16 protein-coding genes are annotated in these 17,230 nt (G+C 68.7%); 11 read left to right on the plus strand and 5 right to left on the minus strand.

Annotated features, from left to right (window positions below; translation table 11 throughout):
• The first annotated feature begins 168 nt into the window (after positions 1 to 168).
• Both tsaD and BSZ36_RS08515 read left to right on the plus strand, forming a co-directional pair.
• Entirely contained in the window at positions 169 to 1,212 is a 1,044-nt protein-coding gene (gene tsaD / locus BSZ36_RS08510; RefSeq protein ID WP_094547878.1) for a tRNA (adenosine(37)-N6)-threonylcarbamoyltransferase complex transferase subunit TsaD, read from the plus strand.
• Between the two features lie 117 nt (positions 1,213 to 1,329).
• Positions 1,330 to 3,261, plus strand: a complete 1,932-nt coding sequence (locus BSZ36_RS08515) for a sensor histidine kinase (RefSeq protein WP_179271098.1) — start codon at positions 1,330 to 1,332, stop codon at positions 3,259 to 3,261.
• Here BSZ36_RS08515 and BSZ36_RS08520 read toward each other — a convergent pair.
• Positions 3,249 to 3,731, minus strand: a complete 483-nt coding sequence (locus BSZ36_RS08520; RefSeq protein WP_094547882.1) for a low molecular weight protein-tyrosine-phosphatase — start codon at positions 3,729 to 3,731, stop codon at positions 3,249 to 3,251. The genes BSZ36_RS08515 and BSZ36_RS08520 overlap by 13 nt on opposite strands.
• 218 nt (positions 3,732 to 3,949) lie before the next feature.
• Positions 3,950 to 5,137: a 1-deoxy-D-xylulose-5-phosphate reductoisomerase gene (locus tag BSZ36_RS08525; RefSeq protein WP_094547884.1), complete on the minus strand. Its 1,188-nt coding sequence runs from the start codon at positions 5,135 to 5,137 to the stop codon at positions 3,950 to 3,952.
• A gap of 106 nt (positions 5,138 to 5,243) precedes the next feature.
• On the opposite strand from BSZ36_RS08525, the gene BSZ36_RS08530 reads away from it, so the two are divergent.
• The 7 genes from BSZ36_RS08530 to BSZ36_RS08560 all read left to right on the plus strand — a co-directional run bounded on the left by BSZ36_RS08530 (position 5,244) and on the right by BSZ36_RS08560 (position 12,490).
• Positions 5,244 to 7,154, plus strand: coding sequence for a tetratricopeptide repeat protein (locus BSZ36_RS08530; RefSeq protein WP_094547886.1), 1,911 nt, complete (start codon positions 5,244 to 5,246; stop codon positions 7,152 to 7,154).
• 32 nt (positions 7,155 to 7,186) lie between these two features.
• Positions 7,187 to 8,443 (plus strand): asparagine synthetase B, encoded by a 1,257-nt coding sequence (locus BSZ36_RS08535; RefSeq protein WP_094547888.1) that lies wholly within the window; start codon positions 7,187 to 7,189, stop codon positions 8,441 to 8,443.
• A 418-nt stretch (positions 8,444 to 8,861) separates the two neighbouring features.
• Positions 8,862 to 9,851 carry a hypothetical protein gene (locus tag BSZ36_RS08540; RefSeq protein WP_094547890.1) on the plus strand — a complete coding sequence of 330 codons (990 nt, stop codon included), beginning with the start codon at positions 8,862 to 8,864 and terminating at the stop codon, positions 9,849 to 9,851.
• A gap of 186 nt (positions 9,852 to 10,037) precedes the next feature.
• A complete protein-coding gene (locus tag BSZ36_RS08545) occupies positions 10,038 to 10,529 on the plus strand; it encodes an acyl-CoA thioesterase (protein ID WP_094551251.1) in 492 nt (163 codons plus the stop codon).
• A gap of 132 nt (positions 10,530 to 10,661) precedes the next feature.
• On the plus strand, positions 10,662 to 11,108 hold the full coding sequence (locus BSZ36_RS08550) for a hypothetical protein (RefSeq protein ID WP_094547892.1): 447 nt from the start codon (positions 10,662 to 10,664) through the stop codon (positions 11,106 to 11,108).
• Positions 11,109 to 11,148: 40 nt separating this feature from the next.
• A complete protein-coding gene (locus BSZ36_RS08555) occupies positions 11,149 to 11,565 on the plus strand; it encodes a cobalamin B12-binding domain-containing protein (protein ID WP_094547894.1) in 417 nt (138 codons plus the stop codon).
• A 1-nt stretch (position 11,566) separates the two neighbouring features.
• The gene (locus BSZ36_RS08560) at positions 11,567 to 12,490 is read left to right on the plus strand and encodes an SDR family oxidoreductase (RefSeq protein ID WP_094547896.1); all 924 of its coding nucleotides are present in this window, start codon (positions 11,567 to 11,569) and stop codon (positions 12,488 to 12,490) included.
• On the opposite strand, the gene BSZ36_RS08565 is transcribed toward BSZ36_RS08560, so the two are convergent.
• Both BSZ36_RS08565 and BSZ36_RS08570 read right to left on the minus strand, forming a co-directional pair.
• On the minus strand, positions 12,487 to 12,939 hold the full coding sequence (locus BSZ36_RS08565) for an META domain-containing protein (RefSeq protein ID WP_094547898.1): 453 nt from the start codon (positions 12,937 to 12,939) through the stop codon (positions 12,487 to 12,489). The genes BSZ36_RS08560 and BSZ36_RS08565 overlap by 4 nt on opposite strands.
• 65 nt (positions 12,940 to 13,004) lie before the next feature.
• Positions 13,005 to 13,451 carry a hypothetical protein gene (locus tag BSZ36_RS08570; RefSeq protein ID WP_094547901.1) on the minus strand — a complete coding sequence of 149 codons (447 nt, stop codon included), beginning with the start codon at positions 13,449 to 13,451 and terminating at the stop codon, positions 13,005 to 13,007.
• Between the two features lie 87 nt (positions 13,452 to 13,538).
• Here BSZ36_RS08570 and serS point away from each other — a divergent pair, with 87 nt between their 5' ends.
• The gene (serS, locus tag BSZ36_RS08575; RefSeq protein ID WP_094547903.1) at positions 13,539 to 14,834 is read left to right on the plus strand and encodes a serine--tRNA ligase; all 1,296 of its coding nucleotides are present in this window, start codon (positions 13,539 to 13,541) and stop codon (positions 14,832 to 14,834) included.
• Between the two features lie 61 nt (positions 14,835 to 14,895).
• On the opposite strand, the gene crtI is transcribed toward serS, so the two are convergent.
• Positions 14,896 to 16,515, minus strand: coding sequence for a phytoene desaturase family protein (gene crtI, locus BSZ36_RS08580; RefSeq protein ID WP_094547905.1), 1,620 nt, complete (start codon positions 16,513 to 16,515; stop codon positions 14,896 to 14,898).
• A gap of 266 nt (positions 16,516 to 16,781) precedes the next feature.
• Between crtI and BSZ36_RS08585 the strand changes: the two genes are divergently transcribed.
• On the plus strand, positions 16,782 to 17,230 hold a 449-nt coding region (locus tag BSZ36_RS08585; protein WP_094547907.1), incomplete at its 3' end, for a fasciclin domain-containing protein.

Raw genomic sequence — 17,230 nt, forward strand, 5'->3', positions numbered from 1 at the left:
GAGGGGAACAACTCCGATGCCGATGCGGCATCGGAGGGTGACCGTCGTACAAGCGCCGCACACTGTGGTTCTGCGCTGGCGCCCTCTTCGCGCAGGCTGCGGTGGACGCCTACGGCGAAACCTCGGGGAATCGCCGCACGAGACGCCAGAGGCGTCGGATCTTGCGCCATGACCCCTGAGCAGCCCCCCATCCTCGCCATCGAGTCGTCGTGCGACGACACCGCCGCGGCCGTCTGGGCCGGTGGCCGCCTCGCCTCCTCCGTCGTCGCAAGCCAGCGCGTGCACGAGGGCTGGGGTGGCGTAGTCCCCGAACTCGCGAGCCGCGCCCACCAGCGCCTGATCGTGCCGACGGTCAAGACTGCCCTTGAAGAAGCGGGCGTGCCTCTGGCGGAGGTAGGTGCCATCGCGGTCACCTACGGCCCCGGCCTCGCCGGGTCGCTGCTCGTTGGGCTCAGCACCGCAAAGGGACTTGCGCTAGGCCTCGGCATTCCCCTCATCGGCGTGAACCACCTGGAGGGCCACGTCTACTCTGTGTTCGTGGACGAGCCGCACCCGGCGTTCCCGTTTCTCTGCCTGACGGTTTCCGGCGGTCACACGCTGCTCACGCTTGTCCGCGAAGGGTTCGTCCATGAGGAGTTGGGCCGCACGCGAGACGACGCCGCCGGCGAGGCGTTCGATAAAGTGGCGCGCCTGCTCGGTCTGGGCTACCCCGGCGGCCCACACATCGACCGCCTGGCGGCCTCTGGCGACGCGACGCAGTTCGCGCTCCCCTCCCCGCGCATCACGAACCACAAGTCGCGCTCCGTCGCGGACTTCTCCTTTTCGGGTCTTAAGACCGCCGTCCGCTACACCGTCGCCGACGCGCCAGAGGCCGCGGGGATGGCGCCCGACGCGTGGCTGGAGGCCAACCGCGCGGACGTCGCCGCGGCGTTCCAGCACGCGGCGAGCGAGGCGCTGGTAGGCGCGCTAAGCGACGCCGTGCGCCAGACTGGCGTGCAGGACGTGGCCATCGTCGGGGGCGTGTCGGCCAACAGCGGGCTCCGCGCCGCCGCGCAAGAGGCCTCTGGCGCCGAAGGCTGGACGCTGCACATGCCCGCGATGCGCTTTTCCGTGGACAACGCCGCGATGATCGCGGTCACGGCGGCATTCAAATGGGCCGCTGGCGAGACGGACGACCTCTCGTTAGGAGCCGAGCCCTCGTTGAAGCTGTAGCCACTCCCGTAGAAGACGGAGAGGTACTTGAGCGGTGCGCGGACTGGCCGATACACAGGGGGCATCGGCACCCGTGCTTTGATCCTCTCTCGGTTTCTGGTCTTGGCTCTGGCGTTCGTGGCTGCTGCTGCGAACGCGCAACTTGTGCTCACCCCCGACCGACCGGCAAAGCCTCTGGCGACGGCGCTGGAGATCAACTCCGACGCGTCGCTGTCTTTCGCCGCCGCTCGCGCGGACACGGCTGGCTTTGCGCGCGCGAAGTCTTTCTCGCCCGACGATGGCGCGCCAGAGGCCTATTGGGCCCGGGTGGCGCTACAATCGGTGGCGGACGTGCCTACCGAGTGGGTCCTACCTCTTGCGCTGCATGACGTGAGCGCCGTGCTCGTCCGCGAGGACGGGCGAATGGAACGCCACCGGACCGGGCGAGGCGTGCCGCTGGCGGAGCGGACGTTCCCGGTTGCGCAGCCCGTCGCCATCCAGGTCGCGCTGGGGCCGCGCGAATCGGCCGTGCTGTACCTCAAGGTTGCCGAGCCCCGGGGCAGCTACGCCACGGTGAGTTCGCCTATCCCTGTTGAGGCCAAGGCGTTCGAGCGCTCCCGGCGCCGGTCCGACCTGTTCCAAGGTCTTTTCGCCGGGGTCTTCCTCGCGCTCGCCTTCTACAACCTGTTCCTGTTCTGGTCCTTCCGCGACGAGAGCTTCCTCTACTACGTCCTGTTCCTCCTCTTCTCGGGACTGTTCTGGGGGGTCAGCACCGGGCATGTGTTCGAGCTGTTCTGGCCGCAGACGGTCGCCCCGTACGAGGCGCTGCAGTTCTTCGCGCTCGCGGGCGCGGCGGTGATGTACATCCAGTTCGTCCGCCGCTTTCTGGACACCCGGCGGACGGCGCCCCTCCCCGACCAAATCCTGCGGGCGCTGCTCGTGTTGTGGGTTGGCTGCATCCTCCTGGGCGCGCTCGGGGTTTGGAACCTCGCCCCGGACCTCGCTGCGCTCACCTCGATCGGGATCCTGACCACGACGTTCTCGGCGGGCATCGCGGCGCACCGACGGGGGTTTGCTCCGGCACGCGCCTACCTCTTCGCCGCGGTCGCTTTCCTCGCGCTGGGACTGGCGTACATCGGGCTGTACCTGTTCTCTCCAACGTTGCAGGCCTCTATCGGAAGGCCCATGCTCCAGGTCTCGATGCTGACAGAGGCCCTGCTTCTCGCCCTCGCGCTCTCGGTCCGCATCCGCATCCTGACCAGCGATAAGGCCGCTGCGGACATCGCCCGCGAAAAGGCCGAAGCCACGGCCCACGCGCTTCAGGAGACGGACGCGCTCAAAACCCGGCTGCTCGGCATTGCCGCACACGACCTCAGGAGCCCGCTCACGGGGATCGTCGGCTTTTCCGAGATGATCGAGATCGAGACGCCGGAGCGGCCAGACGTCCACGACATGACCTCCGCGATCCGGCGTGGGGCGCAGCGGATGCTCCACTTGATCGAGGACCTCCTAGTCACTGCAGCACTGGACGGAGGCCGCCTGCGCCTCAACCGCCGCCCCACCGCGCTCGCGGCGCTCGTCGCAGACGTGATCGACGACTACCGCTCCCGCGCAGACGCCAAGCAACAAGCGCTCTCGCTGCACCACGAGGGAGGCCTCGCGCTGGCTTCGGTGGACCCGGACCGCTGCCGGGCGATCGTGGAGAACCTCGTCTCGAACGCCATCAAGTACACCCCCTACGGAGGCACCGTTCGGGTGGAACTGGCCTCTGGCGCCGAACACGTGCGGATCGCCGTCCGCGACAACGGGCCAGGCCTCAGCGCCGACGATCAGAACGCGCTGTTCCAACGCTTCCGCCGGCTCACGCCAAACCCGACGGGTGAGGAAGCGGCCTCTGGGCTGGGTCTCTCCATCGCGCAGCAACTCGCGCGGCTCCACGGCGGCCGCATTGAGGTGGAAAGCACGCTTGGCGAGGGAAGCGTGTTCACGTTCGTGCTGCCGAAGGGCGAGGAATGCCCAGTCGCCGTTGCGCCAGAGGCCTCGTGCGAGCCCGAGCTTCAGATGGCGTAAGCCTCGCGCAAGCGCTCGAGGATGGCGTCGCAGGTGCGGTCCACCATCGCGTAGACCTGCTCGAAGCCGTCGTCGCCTCCGTAATAGGGATCGGGCACCTGGTAGTCGCCGGGCTCGGGGTCGAACTCCCGGAACAGGCGGACCTGCGTGCTGCGGTCGCCGTCGGGATCGAGGTAGAGCGTGTCGTGGAGGTTGGCCTTGTCCATCACGAACACGTGCGAGAAGTGGTCCAGGTCGGCGCGCGTGAGTTGGCGGGCCTTGAGGCGCGAGAGGTCAGTCCCGTGGCGCGCGGCGGTGGCCGTCATGCGCGCGTCCGGCGGCGCCCCGACGTGCCACCCGCCCGTCCCGGCGGAGTCGACCTCGATCTCGGCCCCGAGGCCGGCCGCCTCCACCTTCTGTTGGAAAAGCCCCTCGGCGACGGGGCTGCGGCAGATGTTTCCGAGGCAGACGAAGAGGACGCGGACGGGCATGGGACAGGGGTTGTAGGACGGGAAGTTCGCGGTTGAACGGGCCTCTTGCGCTCGAAGGGTGATGCGTACTGCGGCCTAAGGGGTAGCCGCACGCGCCTGCGCTGGCCGAGCCCAGGTTATGGATGGCGCCGCCTCGCCTCTGGCGCCAGAGGCGGGGCGGCAGAGGCAGGGCAGCAGAGGGAGACCATGGCGGAGCACATAAAGCCGCGCCCCTTCGCTCACACGAGCCTCTGACGGACAAAGGCGCGGGCGCGGGCGTCGGCGTCGAGCAGCGCGTCCAGGCTCTCGCCAGAGGCGCCGCGAGCGTCGTCCATCGCGGCTTCGACGAGGCGCGGGATGTCGGGGAAACGGACGCGGCCGTCCAGAAACGCTTGCACTGCGACCTCGTCGGCGGCGTTGAGCGCGGCGGGGACGGCGCCGCCGGCGCGCATGGCCTCTTGCGCCAGAGGCAGCGCGGGAAAAGCGGATTCGTCGGGCGCGTGGAAGTCCAGCGAGCCCAGCGTGGCCCAGTCCAGGCGCGGGAACGGCGCGGGCCAGCGGTCTGGAAACGAGAGCGCGTACTGGATGGGCACCTTCATCGTGGGCACGCCGATCTGCGCCTTTGCTGAGCCGTCTACGAACTCCACGACGGAGTGCACGATGGACTGCGGGTGCACAACCACGCCGACCTGCTCCGGCCGGAGGTCGTACAGCCAGCGCGCCTCGATCACCTCCAGGACCTTGTTCATCATCGTGGCCGAGTCCACCGTGATGCGCGCGCCCATGCTCCAGTTGGGGTGGTCCAGCGCTTCCTCGGGCGTGATGCTCGCAAACGTCTTCGGGTCGCGGTCTCGGAACGGCCCGCCAGAGGCCGTCAGGACGACGCGCTCGACGGCCTCTGGCGGCTCGCCGACCAGGCACTGGAACAGCGCCGAGTGCTCGCTATCGATGGGCAGCACGTGCGCGCCCGAGGCCTCGCAGGCGTCGCGCACAAGCGCGCCGGCGACGACGAGCGCCTCTTTCGTCGCAAGCGCCACGTCCACGCCAGCGCACAACGCCGCGAGCGTTGGCCGAAGGCCCGCCGCGCCGACGATAGCGGCCACGACGAGGTCGGCCTCTGGCGCCACGTCCACGATCGCCGCCTCGCCCGCGAGGACCTCGATGCCGGTGCCCGCGAGGGCCTCCGCCAGAGGCGCATGGGCGGCTTCGTCCGCGATTACGACGCGCTCGGGCCTCACTTCGCGCGCCTGCTCCGCGAGCAGCTTCCAGTTGCGGCCCGCCGTGAGCGTCACGATCCGAACGGCCTCGGGGTGCAGCGCAGCCACCTCTAGGGTCTGCGTACCGATGGAGCCGGTAGAGCCGAGCACGGCGAGGCGGCGCGGGGCGCGGGGGTGGCGCGGGGCCGGGTGTCGGAGGTCGGGGATCATCGGTGCAATAGGGCCTCCCGCGCGGCGTTCGCGAGGTGGCGGCGAAGATAGCCGACCTCACCGGCGGCATCCGGCCCACTACCTTCGGACAGCCCCCGACCTTGCCGTGCGCGCTCTCGTCCTCCTTCTGCTCCTCCTGCCTCTGGCGTCTGCCGCGCAGACGCCCGCTCCCCCGCTGCCGCCGGAGCCCGCCATGACGCCGCAGATCGGGGACAAGCCGATCCGCACGCCACGGGCCGAGCGGCTGCCCGACCTCCGCCAGAGGCTGGACCTCGCGCGACGGCGCCAGGAGGCAGGGCAGATCGACGAGGCCATCGCGCTGCTGGAGGATTTGTACGCGGCCAACCCCGGGACGTCGGCCATCTGGACACTCTTGCTCGACGCGTACCGCGAAGGGCGCCGCTTTGATGACGCTCTCGCGCTGATCGAGCGCCGCGAGGCAGACGGCCTCCGCAGCCCGGGGCTTCTGGCGCAAAAAGGCGGCGTGCTGTACGCCGCCGGACGGCCGGACGACGCGATGGCGACCTGGGACGCGGCCGTCGCGCTCGCGCCAGAGGCGGAGCAATCCTACCGGCTGGTCTCGAACGCCATCTCCCAGGAGCGGCTCTACGCCGAAGCGGCGCAGGTTCTCCAGCAGGGGGCGGAGCGCTTGGGCAATTCCCTCTTGTTCCGCCTGGAACGCGCGCACCTTTTCGGGCTCGGCGGCGAGTACCAGACGGCGGCACGCCTCTACCTGGAGGTGCTGGCGGAGGACGGGACAGCCGCGCAGCCCATCCAGACTCAGCTCAACCGCCTGATCGAGTCCGCGGGCGCAGCCGAGGGCTTTGACGCCGCGATCCAGGAAGCCGTCGCGAGCGACCCGTTTAACGCGGCCTTCCGCGAGATGGCCGCCTGGATCGCGCTCGCGCGCGAGGACTACGCCAGAGGCCTGGACGCGACGCGCGCCGCCGACCGCCTGGGCGCCGGCGACGGCCGTGCCGTGTTCCGCTTTGCCGAGGCCGCCCTCGCCGCTGGCGCCTACGACGAAGCCGACGCCGCGCTCGACGCCATCTTGGAGCGCTACACCAACGGCCCGCTCGTCGCCCCCGCCCTGCTCTACCGCGCCCGGCTCGCCGCCGCGCGCGCCGAGGCCTCTGGCGAGCGGCCCAGCACCGGCCTCGCCACGCCGCTCACCGACCGCGCCCGCGACGCCTTCGAGCAGTTCGTCGCCGATTATCCCGGTCACCCCGACACGCCAGAGGCGCTCCGGCGCTTGGCCGACCTCTACCTCGGCGCCTACAACGACCCCGACCGCGCCGAGGAGGCTTTGGAACGCCTCCTCACGTCCACGCGCGATCAAGCCGTGCTGGGCCAGGCGCGGCTGGACCTCGCGAGCGTGGCGCTCCAGCGTGGCGACCTCTTCGAAGCCCGCGACCGCTTTGGCGCCGTCGAGGACGCGATGCGGATCGGGCCTCTGGCTGAGCAAGCGCGCTACGAGCTCGCGATGATCGACTTCTACGAGGGCTTCCTGTTTTCCGCCCTCGCCCGCGCCGAAGCGATGGACGACAACACCGCCGCCGACGTCGCCAACGACGCCGTGTCCCTCCGCCTCACACTCGACGAGAACGCCGGGCCGGACTCCACGAACGCCGCGCTCCGGCAGTACGGGCGCGCCGCCTTGCTCCACCGCCGCGGCCTCCACGCCGACGCCCTGGTCACGCTGGACAGCCTCGCGGCCGAAGACCCCAGCCACCCCCTGGCGGACGAGGTCCTGATCCTCCGGGCCCATGCGCTTCGGGCCTCTGGCGACTTCAGCGGCGCGCTCGCCTCACTTGCCCGCATCCCGACCGAGCACCCGCGCTCTTACTTCCTCGACCGCGCGCTTTTTGCCAGCGCCGAGATCCGCGAGCGTGACCTCGACGACCCCGCCGGCGCCCTCGACGCCTACGGCCGGCTTCTCGACCTCTACCCCGGCTCCCTCCTCGCGCCCCGCGCTCGCGAACGCCTCCGCGCCCTGCGCGAGGCCGCCCGCACCTAGCCTCTCGCGCCAGAGGCCCCGCCGCCGTCCCCATGCGTATCCGCTCCCTCCTCCTCGCCCTCGTGCTCGCCTCTGGCGTCAGCGCGGCGCCAGCGGCCCAGGACCTCCTCATCCCGATGGATGAGAGCCAGTCCGACCACCTCAAGGCTTACGGCGCCGTCTACTGGGCCCTCGCCGACGGGCTCGGTGTGGACTGGCTGCTCAACTACCGCGGCGGCGCCTTTCTCGCGCCCGACACGCCCGGCATGCGCGACGAGCTTCGCGCCAGAGGCGTGAGCTACAGCGCGGCCTCTGGCGCCGAAATCACCGCCGAGGTGGAGACGCCAGCGGCCAACACGTCCATCGTGCGGCTGGAGAAGGCGCCCAAGATCGCGGTCTACGCGCCGGGCCAAACGTTGCCCTGGGACGATGCCGTGTTGCTCGCCCTCACCTACGCCGAAGTCCCCTACGAGCAGATCTACGACGACGAGATCCTGGACGGGAAGCTGGGCGACTACGACTGGCTCCACCTCCACCACGAGGACTTTACGGGCCAGTACGGCAAGTTCTACTCCGCATATCGGGGCCAGCCGTGGTACCAACAGCAGCAGCGCGAGGCCGAGGCCAGCGCGCGGCAGCACGGCCACCAGAAGGTGAGTCAGCTCAAGTTGGAGATCGTCCAGACCATTCGCGCCTACGTCGCCGAGGGCGGCTTCTTGTTCGCGATGTGCTCCGGGACGGACACCTTCGACATCGCGCTCTCCGCCCACGCGACCGACATCGTGCCGGCGCAGATGGACGGCGACGGCGTGGCCTCTGGCGCCGAGCAGGCGCTGGACTTCAGCGAAACCATCGCGTTCCAAGACTTCCGCCCCTCCTTCAACCCGATGGAGTACGAGCACTCCGACCTGGACGCCCCGCCACCGCAGGCGCTACGCAACCCGCTCACGGACTACTTCACCCTTTTCGAGTTCTCCGCGCGGTACGACCCGGTCCCGTCCATGCTCACGCAGAACCACGTGGCCAGCGTGCGTGGGTTTATGGGCCAGACGACGGCCTACCGCGCCGACGCGCTCAAGCCCGGCATCGTCGTCCTCGCCGAGCACCCGACCGGGACCGTCCGCTACCTCTACGGCCCCGTCGGGCGTGGCTTCTTCGCCTTCTACGCCGGGCACGACCCCGAGGACTACCAGCACATGGTCGGCGACCCGCCGACGGATCTCGCGCTCTACCCGGATTCCCCGGGGTACCGCCTGATCCTCAACAACGTGCTCTTCCCCGCCGCGAAGAAGCAGCCGCAGAAGACCTGAGCCCCTGGCTGCGGTGGGGCCTCTGGCGCCAGAGGCTTGTCTTCTGCCCGCGTAGGTAACGCCTCGTCAGAGGCGCGCCGGCCCAGCCGTTCAAGCCCTCGGCAGGTCTGCTCAGGGCTACCTCCGGTCGGTTCGATTCCCGCGCGTGGTATACAGGTGTTGACCGAAGTAGCATGCGGGATCTCCCGTCTACCATCCGCCTATGTATCGCCTTTCAGTACCCGTGCTTGCGCTCGCTCTCGCCTTCTCCGCTTGTGACTCTGGCGTCATCGAGAGCCCACCTGAGACACCGCCGGCTCCAGCGCTCCCATCGGTGCCGATGTCTAGCAGAGCAGGTCTGAGCCCTCGGTCATTCAACCTGAGCCTGTCGAACCAGGGCTATCTCAGCCAGACATTCGGCAGCTCAGACTCTACTGCTGTGAATGCCCTCTTCAACGGCAACCTGTGGGTATCGGGCCAACAGGGCGGGACGCTTCGTGTCGCCGCTCGCACGGACCTCTCCAACTTTACCAACGTCCCCTGTGCGGACGCCCCGAGCGGCGTGTTCTCCGTTGACAGTGACTCTGCTTACACGGAGGAGGGATGGCCTAGCGCTGTTGGAGCCCCTGTGGACGCGGAGGGAAAGCCTCGCGCCTATGGCGACCAAATGGCGTGGACCACCTATTGCCAATCCGCCAACGGGTCGATCCTGAACCAGCCGTTTACGGACCTCCGCATCAACGCGGCCGTTTTCGGGCACGACCAGTACTCGAACGTGGTGTTCATCCGGTTCGAATTGCGTAACGAGAGCGCCTCGGCCATCAGTGATGCCTACGTCGGGTTTTGGACCGACCCTGACCTCGAAACTGACGTGGCTCGGAATCTCGTGGGTGTAGACCTCGAAGAGCGGCTCGCGTACATCTACGCGGCCCCCGACGTCAGCGACCGCGCCCTCACGGCAGGGTCTGTCATCTTGGAAACCCCAGCCGACGCGCCTCTGGCGGCGCACCGGATTGTCACCAAGAACAGCCTGAGAGAGACGTACGGAGAGAACGGTCTCGGCTCCGCTGCTGCTTACGACATGGCCCTGCGCGGTCTCGACAACGCCGGCAACCCCATGGTGGACCCGACGACGAATCAGGCGTCCCCGTTTGCGTTCACAGGCAACCCGGTGCTCGGCACCGGCTGGCTAGATGGATATCTCTTCTGCGCGGAGAATTGCGAGGGGCAGGCGCAGCAGGGCCGAGAGGCGCGCCAGCTCATTTCAGCGGGCTCGTTCACCATCGGTGCCGGGGAGACGGAGGTCTTCACCCTCGCGTACGTTGTCCAGACGGGCTCTTCCTTTGAGGACTCCCTCGCACAACTGCGCGCGCTGTCCTCTACCCTTCGCGGGGCTCCTGACCTCTGGCGCTTCGTCTCCCAGAGCTAAACACCCAGCCTCTGGCGAGGCGGCGGGGATGACGCCTGCTCTCGCCAGAGGCCTCGCGCTTGGGTAGGCCGCAGAACGCGTGAGGACGACGCCTCTGGCGAACCGCGCCAGAGGCGCACGGTAGCTTCTGGCCTCGCTCCCGAACCCACCGTGATTACCAAAGCGCCAGAGGCCAGCCGCACCCGCATGAACGAGCTGGTGCTCCCCAACGACACCAACACGCTCGGCAATCTCATGGGCGGGCGGCTGCTCCACTTTATGGACGTGGCCGCAGGCATCTCGGCCATGCGCCACTCCAACCGTACCTGCGTGACGGCGAGCGTGGACAACGTGGACTTCCGCAGCGCGATCAAGCTGGGCGAGGTGGTCCTCATCGAGGCCGTCGTCAACCGGGCGTTTACCACGTCGATGGAGGTGGAGATCGACGTGTGGGCCGAGGACACCACGACGGGCACGCGGCGCAAGTGCAACCGGGCCTTTTTCACGTTCGTGGCCGTCGACCAGAGCGGGCGGCCCATCCCGGTCGTGCAGTTGGAGCCGGAGACCGACGAGGAGCGCGAGCGCTACGAGGCCGCCGAGCGCCGCCGCGAGCTCCGCCTCATCCTCTCCGGCCGCCTCTCCCTCTCCGACGCCGACAACCTCCGGGACCACCTCGCCGAGGTCGCCGCGGACGGCTGAGCCCCACCGCGCGGCCTCTGGCGCCGGAGGCCGATGGATCGCGCCAGCATCCGCGGCGTACACCGCTGCGAAGCGGCCGCTCCCCGCGGTCGTATCCGGTACCGGGCACCGGACCCATCCCACCCTCCTTTCATGTCAAGACTCTTCTCTCTCGCCTTTCTCGCCGCCCTCCTCGCGCCAGCGGCCTCGGCCCAATTCGGCATCGGCGCCCAGCTCGGCACCCCGACGGGTGTCTCCGCCAAATTCGGCTCTGGCAGCGGAGCCCTCGCTCTCGCCGCCGGTTGGGACCTGGACAACACCTCCGAGCTCGCGGTGGAAGGCCACTACATTCTCAGCGAGCGCCGCATCCCCGGCGACGCTGACCTCCGGCTGTTCTACGGACCGGGTGCGTACATCGAGACGCGCGAAAACGCCCGGAACCAGCGCAGCACCCAAGGCGGCCTGAGCTTCGGCGTTGGGCTCTCGCTCTTCGCCACCCGCGATATTGAGCTGTACGGCGTCGCCTCCCCGCGCCTCCAGCTGTTCGATGACACCGACTTCGATTTCGGCGGTGGCATCGGCGGCCGCATCTACTTCTAGCCCCTCGCCTCTGGCGCCAGAGGCCATCCCCGCGTCCCTCATGTCCGAGCGTCCCATCCGCATCCTCATCGCCAAAGTCGGCCTCGACGGCCACGACCGTGGCGCGAAGGTCGTCGCGGCGGCGCTGCGCGACGCGGGCATGGAGGTGGTCTACACCGGGCTCCGCAAGACGCCCGCGGTCGTCGTCCGTGCCGCGCTGGAAGAGGACGTGGACGCCATCGGCGTCTCCATCCTCTCCGGCGCGCACAACACGGTCCTGCCCCGCATCCGCGAGGCGCTGGACGCCGAGGGCATGACGGACGTAATCCTGTTGGCCGGTGGGACGATCCCCGAGGCCGACGCCAGAGGCCTGCTGGACGCCGGGACCGTGGACCACGTGTTCACGCCGGGCGCGCCTCTGGCGGGCATCGTGGACACGCTCAAGGAGTCCGTCTACGCGCGCAGGGCGGCGGCATAGCGTGATTCCGCCCCGCGTTCTCATTACCGGTGCCGACGGGCTCGTCGGCCAGGCGCTGACGCGGCGCTTTGCCGAGTGGCCTGGCCTGGACCTGCTGCTTACGGGACGTGGCGACGGCTCGCGGCTGGCCGAGTTTTCCGGCGGCTGGGTGCCGCTCGAAGTCACGGACGCGGCAGAGGTCGAGCGTGTGATGCAAGGGTTCTCCCCGACCGTCGTGGTACACCTCGCGGCAATGAGCAAGGTGGAGCCCTGCGAGCGCGAGCGCGAGGCGTGCTGGGAGGTCAACGTGCACGCCACGGAACGGATCGCGCGGTCCTGCCGCCGCCACGGCGCGCGGCTGGTCTTCCTCTCAACGGATTTCGTGTTCGACGGCACCGCTGGCCCCTACGGCGAGGGCGACCGGCCCTCTCCTGTCAACGCCTACGGTCGCTCCAAACTGGCCGCCGAGAACGCGATCATCGGCTCGCGCTTGGCCGAGTGGAGCATCGTGCGCACCACGCTCGGCTTCGGCGACGTGGTGGGATATCCCGAGGGACGCTTCAACCTCGCCACGTTCCTCGTCCGCGAGCTATCCGCCGGCCGCGAGGTCCGCGTCCCCTCGGACCAGTACCGCACGCCCACCTACGTCCCCGATCTCGCCAGAGGCATCGCGCGCCTGATCGATCAGCGGCGCGACGGGGTGTACCACATCGCCGGGGGCGAGTACATGAGCACGTTCGAGTTCGCGCAGATCCTAGCCCAGCGCTACGGCTACGACGCCGGCCTCTTGCGCCCGGTCACGACGGCCGAGTTGCACCCGGACGCGCCGCGCCCCCTCAAGGCGGGTCTGCTCACGCTCCGCGCCCAGAGCGAGATCGGCTTCCGTGCGACGCCTCTGGCGGAGGCGTTGGACGCGCTGGGCAAACGCCTCGGCGTGCTCGCCTAGTTCGACGCCGTCGGCGCCTGGGTGGGCAGGAGGATGAGCTGCGGCGCGCCAGAGGCCGCGCCCGCCTCCACCTCTGGCGTGACGATGAGGTACGAGCCGTCGCGGCGGACCGAGACGTCCGTGGCGAAGAACTGCTCCAGTTGGACGGCGTCCGTCGGGCAGGCCATCCGCGTGCAGCCGAGGCCCTCCTCCACGCTGAGCGTGGCGCCCCGCATCCGGTAGCGCCCCTGGCAGGTGTTGCAGGAAGCGATGGAGAGCGACCCATCGGCCCCAAACGCGACGGTCTCGCCGGAGCCTCTGGCGACCTCACCCGTGGGGTACACGATGCGCTCCAGGCTCCACGACGAGCCCGCGAGGAGCACACCGCCACCAGAGGCGCCCGGTCCGCTGCACCCGGCTACGATGAAGGCGAGAGCGAGAAGGGCGAAGCGGCCGGCCGGAAACGTCATTGAGGCAAGGTGGTGACTGCGCGCAATCTACACGCCGCGGCTCCTCCCGGTCGCCAGAGGCTCGTCTACTCCCGTGTAAACGTCAGCACGCGAGAGGCCTCTGGCGCGGAAACCCGGATCTGCAGCCGCGTCGAGTCTGCGGCGAAAAGCGCGGGCTCACGGACCACGCCGTCTCGGTACACCCCGAGCACCAACACGAGGTCCGTTTCGAGCGTGCCAGCCACCTCCGTGCAGGATGCAGTCGGGAAGTCCAGAACCTGCTGGTTGACGGCGAACTGCGAGGTGTACGTCCCGGTGCAGTCGTTGGTGGAGTCGATGGAGAACGTGCCGTCTGCGCCGAAGGCCAGTTTAGAGCCTACGGGGCCCTCCACCGCCGCTCCGGAGACGTCCGCTACCTGCGCGAGCGTCCACTCGCCGGAGAGCGCGCTCTCGGGCTCGGCGGAATCGCACCCCGCCAGAGGCATCGCGAGGAGTGAGAGGCAGCAAAGAACGGGAGTGAAGAGGCGTCGCATGTCGGGCTCGGAAGGGAGTCGGAATGCAAGCTAGGCTAGCTTCTGGCGCTCTCCCCGTCCCAAACCGCTTACCCCACGCCCGGTCCCGTGCTCGATCCCCAGTTTCTCCGCGACCACCCCGACCGCGTCCGCGAGGCCATCACGAACAAGCGGACCGGCGACCCCGCGATCGTCGACCGCACGCTCGACGCCGACCGCCAGAGGCGCGACGCCATCACGGCGCTCCAGGCGCTCCAACAGCGTCAGGGCGAACTGAGCAAGACCATCGGTCCGCTCATGAAGGCCGGCAAGCGCGACGATGCGCAAGGGCTTCTGGCGGAGGTCGCCGAGGTCAAGGAGCAGGTCAAAACGTTGGAGGCCGAGGCGCGAGAGGCCGAAGCCCTCTTCCGGGATCTGATGCTGGAGATCCCCAACGTGCCCGACCCGAGCGTGCCCGTAGGCGCGACGCCAGAGGAGAACATGGTGGCGTTCGAGTGGGGCGAGACGGCGGCGTTCACGGGTCCCGATGGCGAAGCCTTCGAGCCTCTGGCGCACTGGGAGTTGGCGGAACGGCACGGCCTGATCGACTGGGAGCGCGGCGCGAAGGTCGCGGGCGCGGGCTTCCCCTTCTACATCGGCAAGGGTGCGCGGCTGCAGCGGGCGCTGATCAGCCTGTTCCTGGACCTCGCGGGCGAGGCGGGCTACACCGAGATGCAGGCGCCGCTCCTCATCAACGAGGCCTCTGGCGTGGGGACGGGACAGATCCCCGACAAGGAAGGCCAGATGTACGAGGCGACCAAAGACGGCCTCTACATGATCCCGACCGGCGAGGTGCCGGTGACGAACTTCCACCGCGACGAGATCTTCTCTGCCGAGGACCTTCCCGTCCTCTACGCCGCGCACACGCCGTGCTGGCGTCGGGAGGCGGGCTCGTACGGCAAGGACGTGCGCGGCCTCAACCGCCTGCACCAGTTCGATAAGGTGGAGTTGGTCCGCTTCTGCACGCCAGAGGCCTCGGACGACCACCTGGAGGCGCTGCGCGAGGACGCCGAGCGCGCCGTGCAGGCGCTGGGCCTCCCCTACCGCCGCCTGCTGATGTGCACCGGCGACATGGGCTTCACGCAGTCGAAGAAGTACGACTTGGAGGTGTGGAGCGCGGGCCAGGGCATGTGGCTGGAGGTCTCCTCCATCTCCAACTTCCAGGCCTTCCAAGCGCGCCGCGCCGCTATCCGCTACCGTCCCGAGCCCGACGCCAAGCCGGAGTTCGTGCACACGCTCAACGGCAGTGGCCTCGCACTCCCACGCATTCTCGCGGCGGTGCTGGAAAACAACCAGCAGGCCGACGGCAGCATCGTCCTCCCCGAGCCTCTGGCGCAGCGCGCCGGCTTCTCACGGATCGGGTAGGCCTCTGGCGCCAGAGGCAAAGGATCTGCGCGAAAGGACGCACAGCCGGTGCGTCCGCCCTCTACGCCGCCAGAGGCTCCGACGGCCTCTGGCGCTCGAAGTCCTTCGCGTCGGGGATCAGCGTGTCCAGCACGCGGGCTGACGAGAGCACGCCGGGCATCCCCGCGCCGGGGTGCGTCCCGGCGCCGACGAGGAACAGGCCCTCGACGTCCTCGGACTTGTTGTGCGGGCGGAAATAGGCGCTCTGCGTGAGCTGCGGCTGGATGGAGAACGCCGCGCCTTTCAACGAGAGGTAGTCCTCCTCGAACTCCTTCGGCGTAAGGGCGAGTGACGCCGTGACGTGCTCGGAGAGGCCCGGCAGGACAGTCGCCTCCAGGTACTGCTCCACGAGCTTGCGGTACTTCTCCGTCTCCTTGGTCCAGTCGGTGCCGCTTTCCAGGTGCGGGACGGGTGAGAGCACGTAAAAGCTGTCGTGGCCTGGAGGGGCCATGTTGGGGTCGGTCGCGCTCGGGCGGTGGAGGTAGAGCGAGAAGTCGTCCGCCAGCTTGTGGTTGTCGAAGATGTCATCCAAGAGCGCTTTGTAGCGCTTACCGAGCAGGATCGTGTGGTGCGCCACGTCCTCGTATTTCTTGTCGGTCCCGAAGTACCAGACGAAGAGACTCATGGAGAGCTTCGTCTTGTCCACCTTCTTGTCGGTCCACGTCGTCCGGTGCTCAGGGCGCACGAGGTGCTTGTAGGTCCACGCCGCGTCGGCGTTGCTCACCACCATGTCGGCGCCGATGTGCTCCCCCCCAGCCAGGCGCACCCCCGTCGCGCGGGGCTTGCCGCCAGAGGCCTCGGCGGTGATCTCCTCCACGGTCTCGCCAAACCGGAACCTGCCGCCCATGCGCTCGATCAGCGCGGCGATGCCGGCGACCATCGCGCCGGTCCCGCCCATGGCGTACCACACGCCCCAGTGGCGCTCTAGGTACGCGATGAGCGCGTAGATGCTCGTCGTGGAAAACGGGTTGCCGCCCACCAAGAGCGGGTGGAAGCTGAAGACCTGCCGCAGCCGCTTGTCCTTGAAATACTTCGCAACGAGGCCGTAGACCGTCCGGTGGCTCTCCAGGAGAACCATGCTCGGGATGATTTTGGCCATGTCGGTGAACTTGCCGAACGGCACGTGCCCGAGTTCGAGAAAGCCGGTCTCGAAGATGGCCTCGCTCTTTTTGAGGAAGCGCCGGTAGCCCGCCACGTCGTCCGGGTTGAACCGCGCGATCTGCTCCTCCATCGCGGCCTGATCACCGGTGTACTCGAACACCTCGCCGTCGTCGAAGCGGATGCGGTAGAACGGCGTCGTGGGCACCATCTCGACGTAGTCCTCGCGCTTCTCGCCCGCGATTTCCCACAGCTCGTCGAAGAGGAACGGCGCCGTGATAAGCGTCGGGCCCATGTCGAAAACGTACTCGCCCCCGTCGCCCTCGACGCGCGTGACGCGCGCGCGCCCACCGGGCTGCTCCAGCCGGTCCACGACGGTCACGTTGTATCCTCTGGCGAGAAGCCGGACGGCTGCGGCGAGCCCACCGAAGCCCGCGCCAATCACGACGACGTGCGGCGCGTCAGGTCCCGCGAGCGTGGGCTCGGAGGAGGTGTTGAGGCTCGCGTCTTTGCGTACGGCGAGAGTGCGGATCCAGGAGGGCATCGGAGGTGGTTTCAGTCTGGAGTGAAAGTCCCGACGGCTACCCCTTGCCTCTGGCGGCGTTCCCGACACGGCGTCGCCGGAGAGGAGTGAAGGCGGGTGCGCCTTCCCAGGCGATCCTGTCCGCGCCAGGGACGCTGGCGAAACTCCTGTTCCAACAGGTTCATGAGAGTTTGCGGGAGCGTTCGTCAAGCTCCACCCAACTCTACAAACGCTCGAACCAGAGCCGGACTCGGTTCGTGATTCCGGCCCACCCCTCTCCCCCTTCTATGCGATACCTCACTCTCTTCGCTCTCGCGTTTTCCCTCACCCTGACCGCCTGCGACTCCGCCGACGTCGAAGACGACTTCACGGTCACGGCTGCGGTCACCGCCGACGCGGAACTCTCCGTTCTAGAGCAGGCCGTGCTCGAAGCTGGCCTCGCGACCGCCCTCGACGATCAGGACGGTGAGTTCACTGTATTCGCGCCCACGAACGCTGCGTTTACCGCCGCGCTCGACGAGCTCGACCTCACCGCCGCCCAGCTTCTGGCGCGCCAAGACCTCGCGGCGATCCTCCAGCTCCACGTGATCTCCGGTCGCGATCTGGAAGCCAACGACCTCCAGGACGGTGACACCATCACGACGCTGAACGGCCAGACCCTGACGGTCGTCGAGCAGAACGGCCGCATCGGCCTCGACACCGAGGACGACGATGACGATGCCAACGCGTTCGTCAC

This window comes from Rubricoccus marinus, from assembly GCF_002257665.1.
GTDB lineage: Bacteria > Bacteroidota > Rhodothermia > Rhodothermales > Rubricoccaceae > Rubricoccus > Rubricoccus marinus.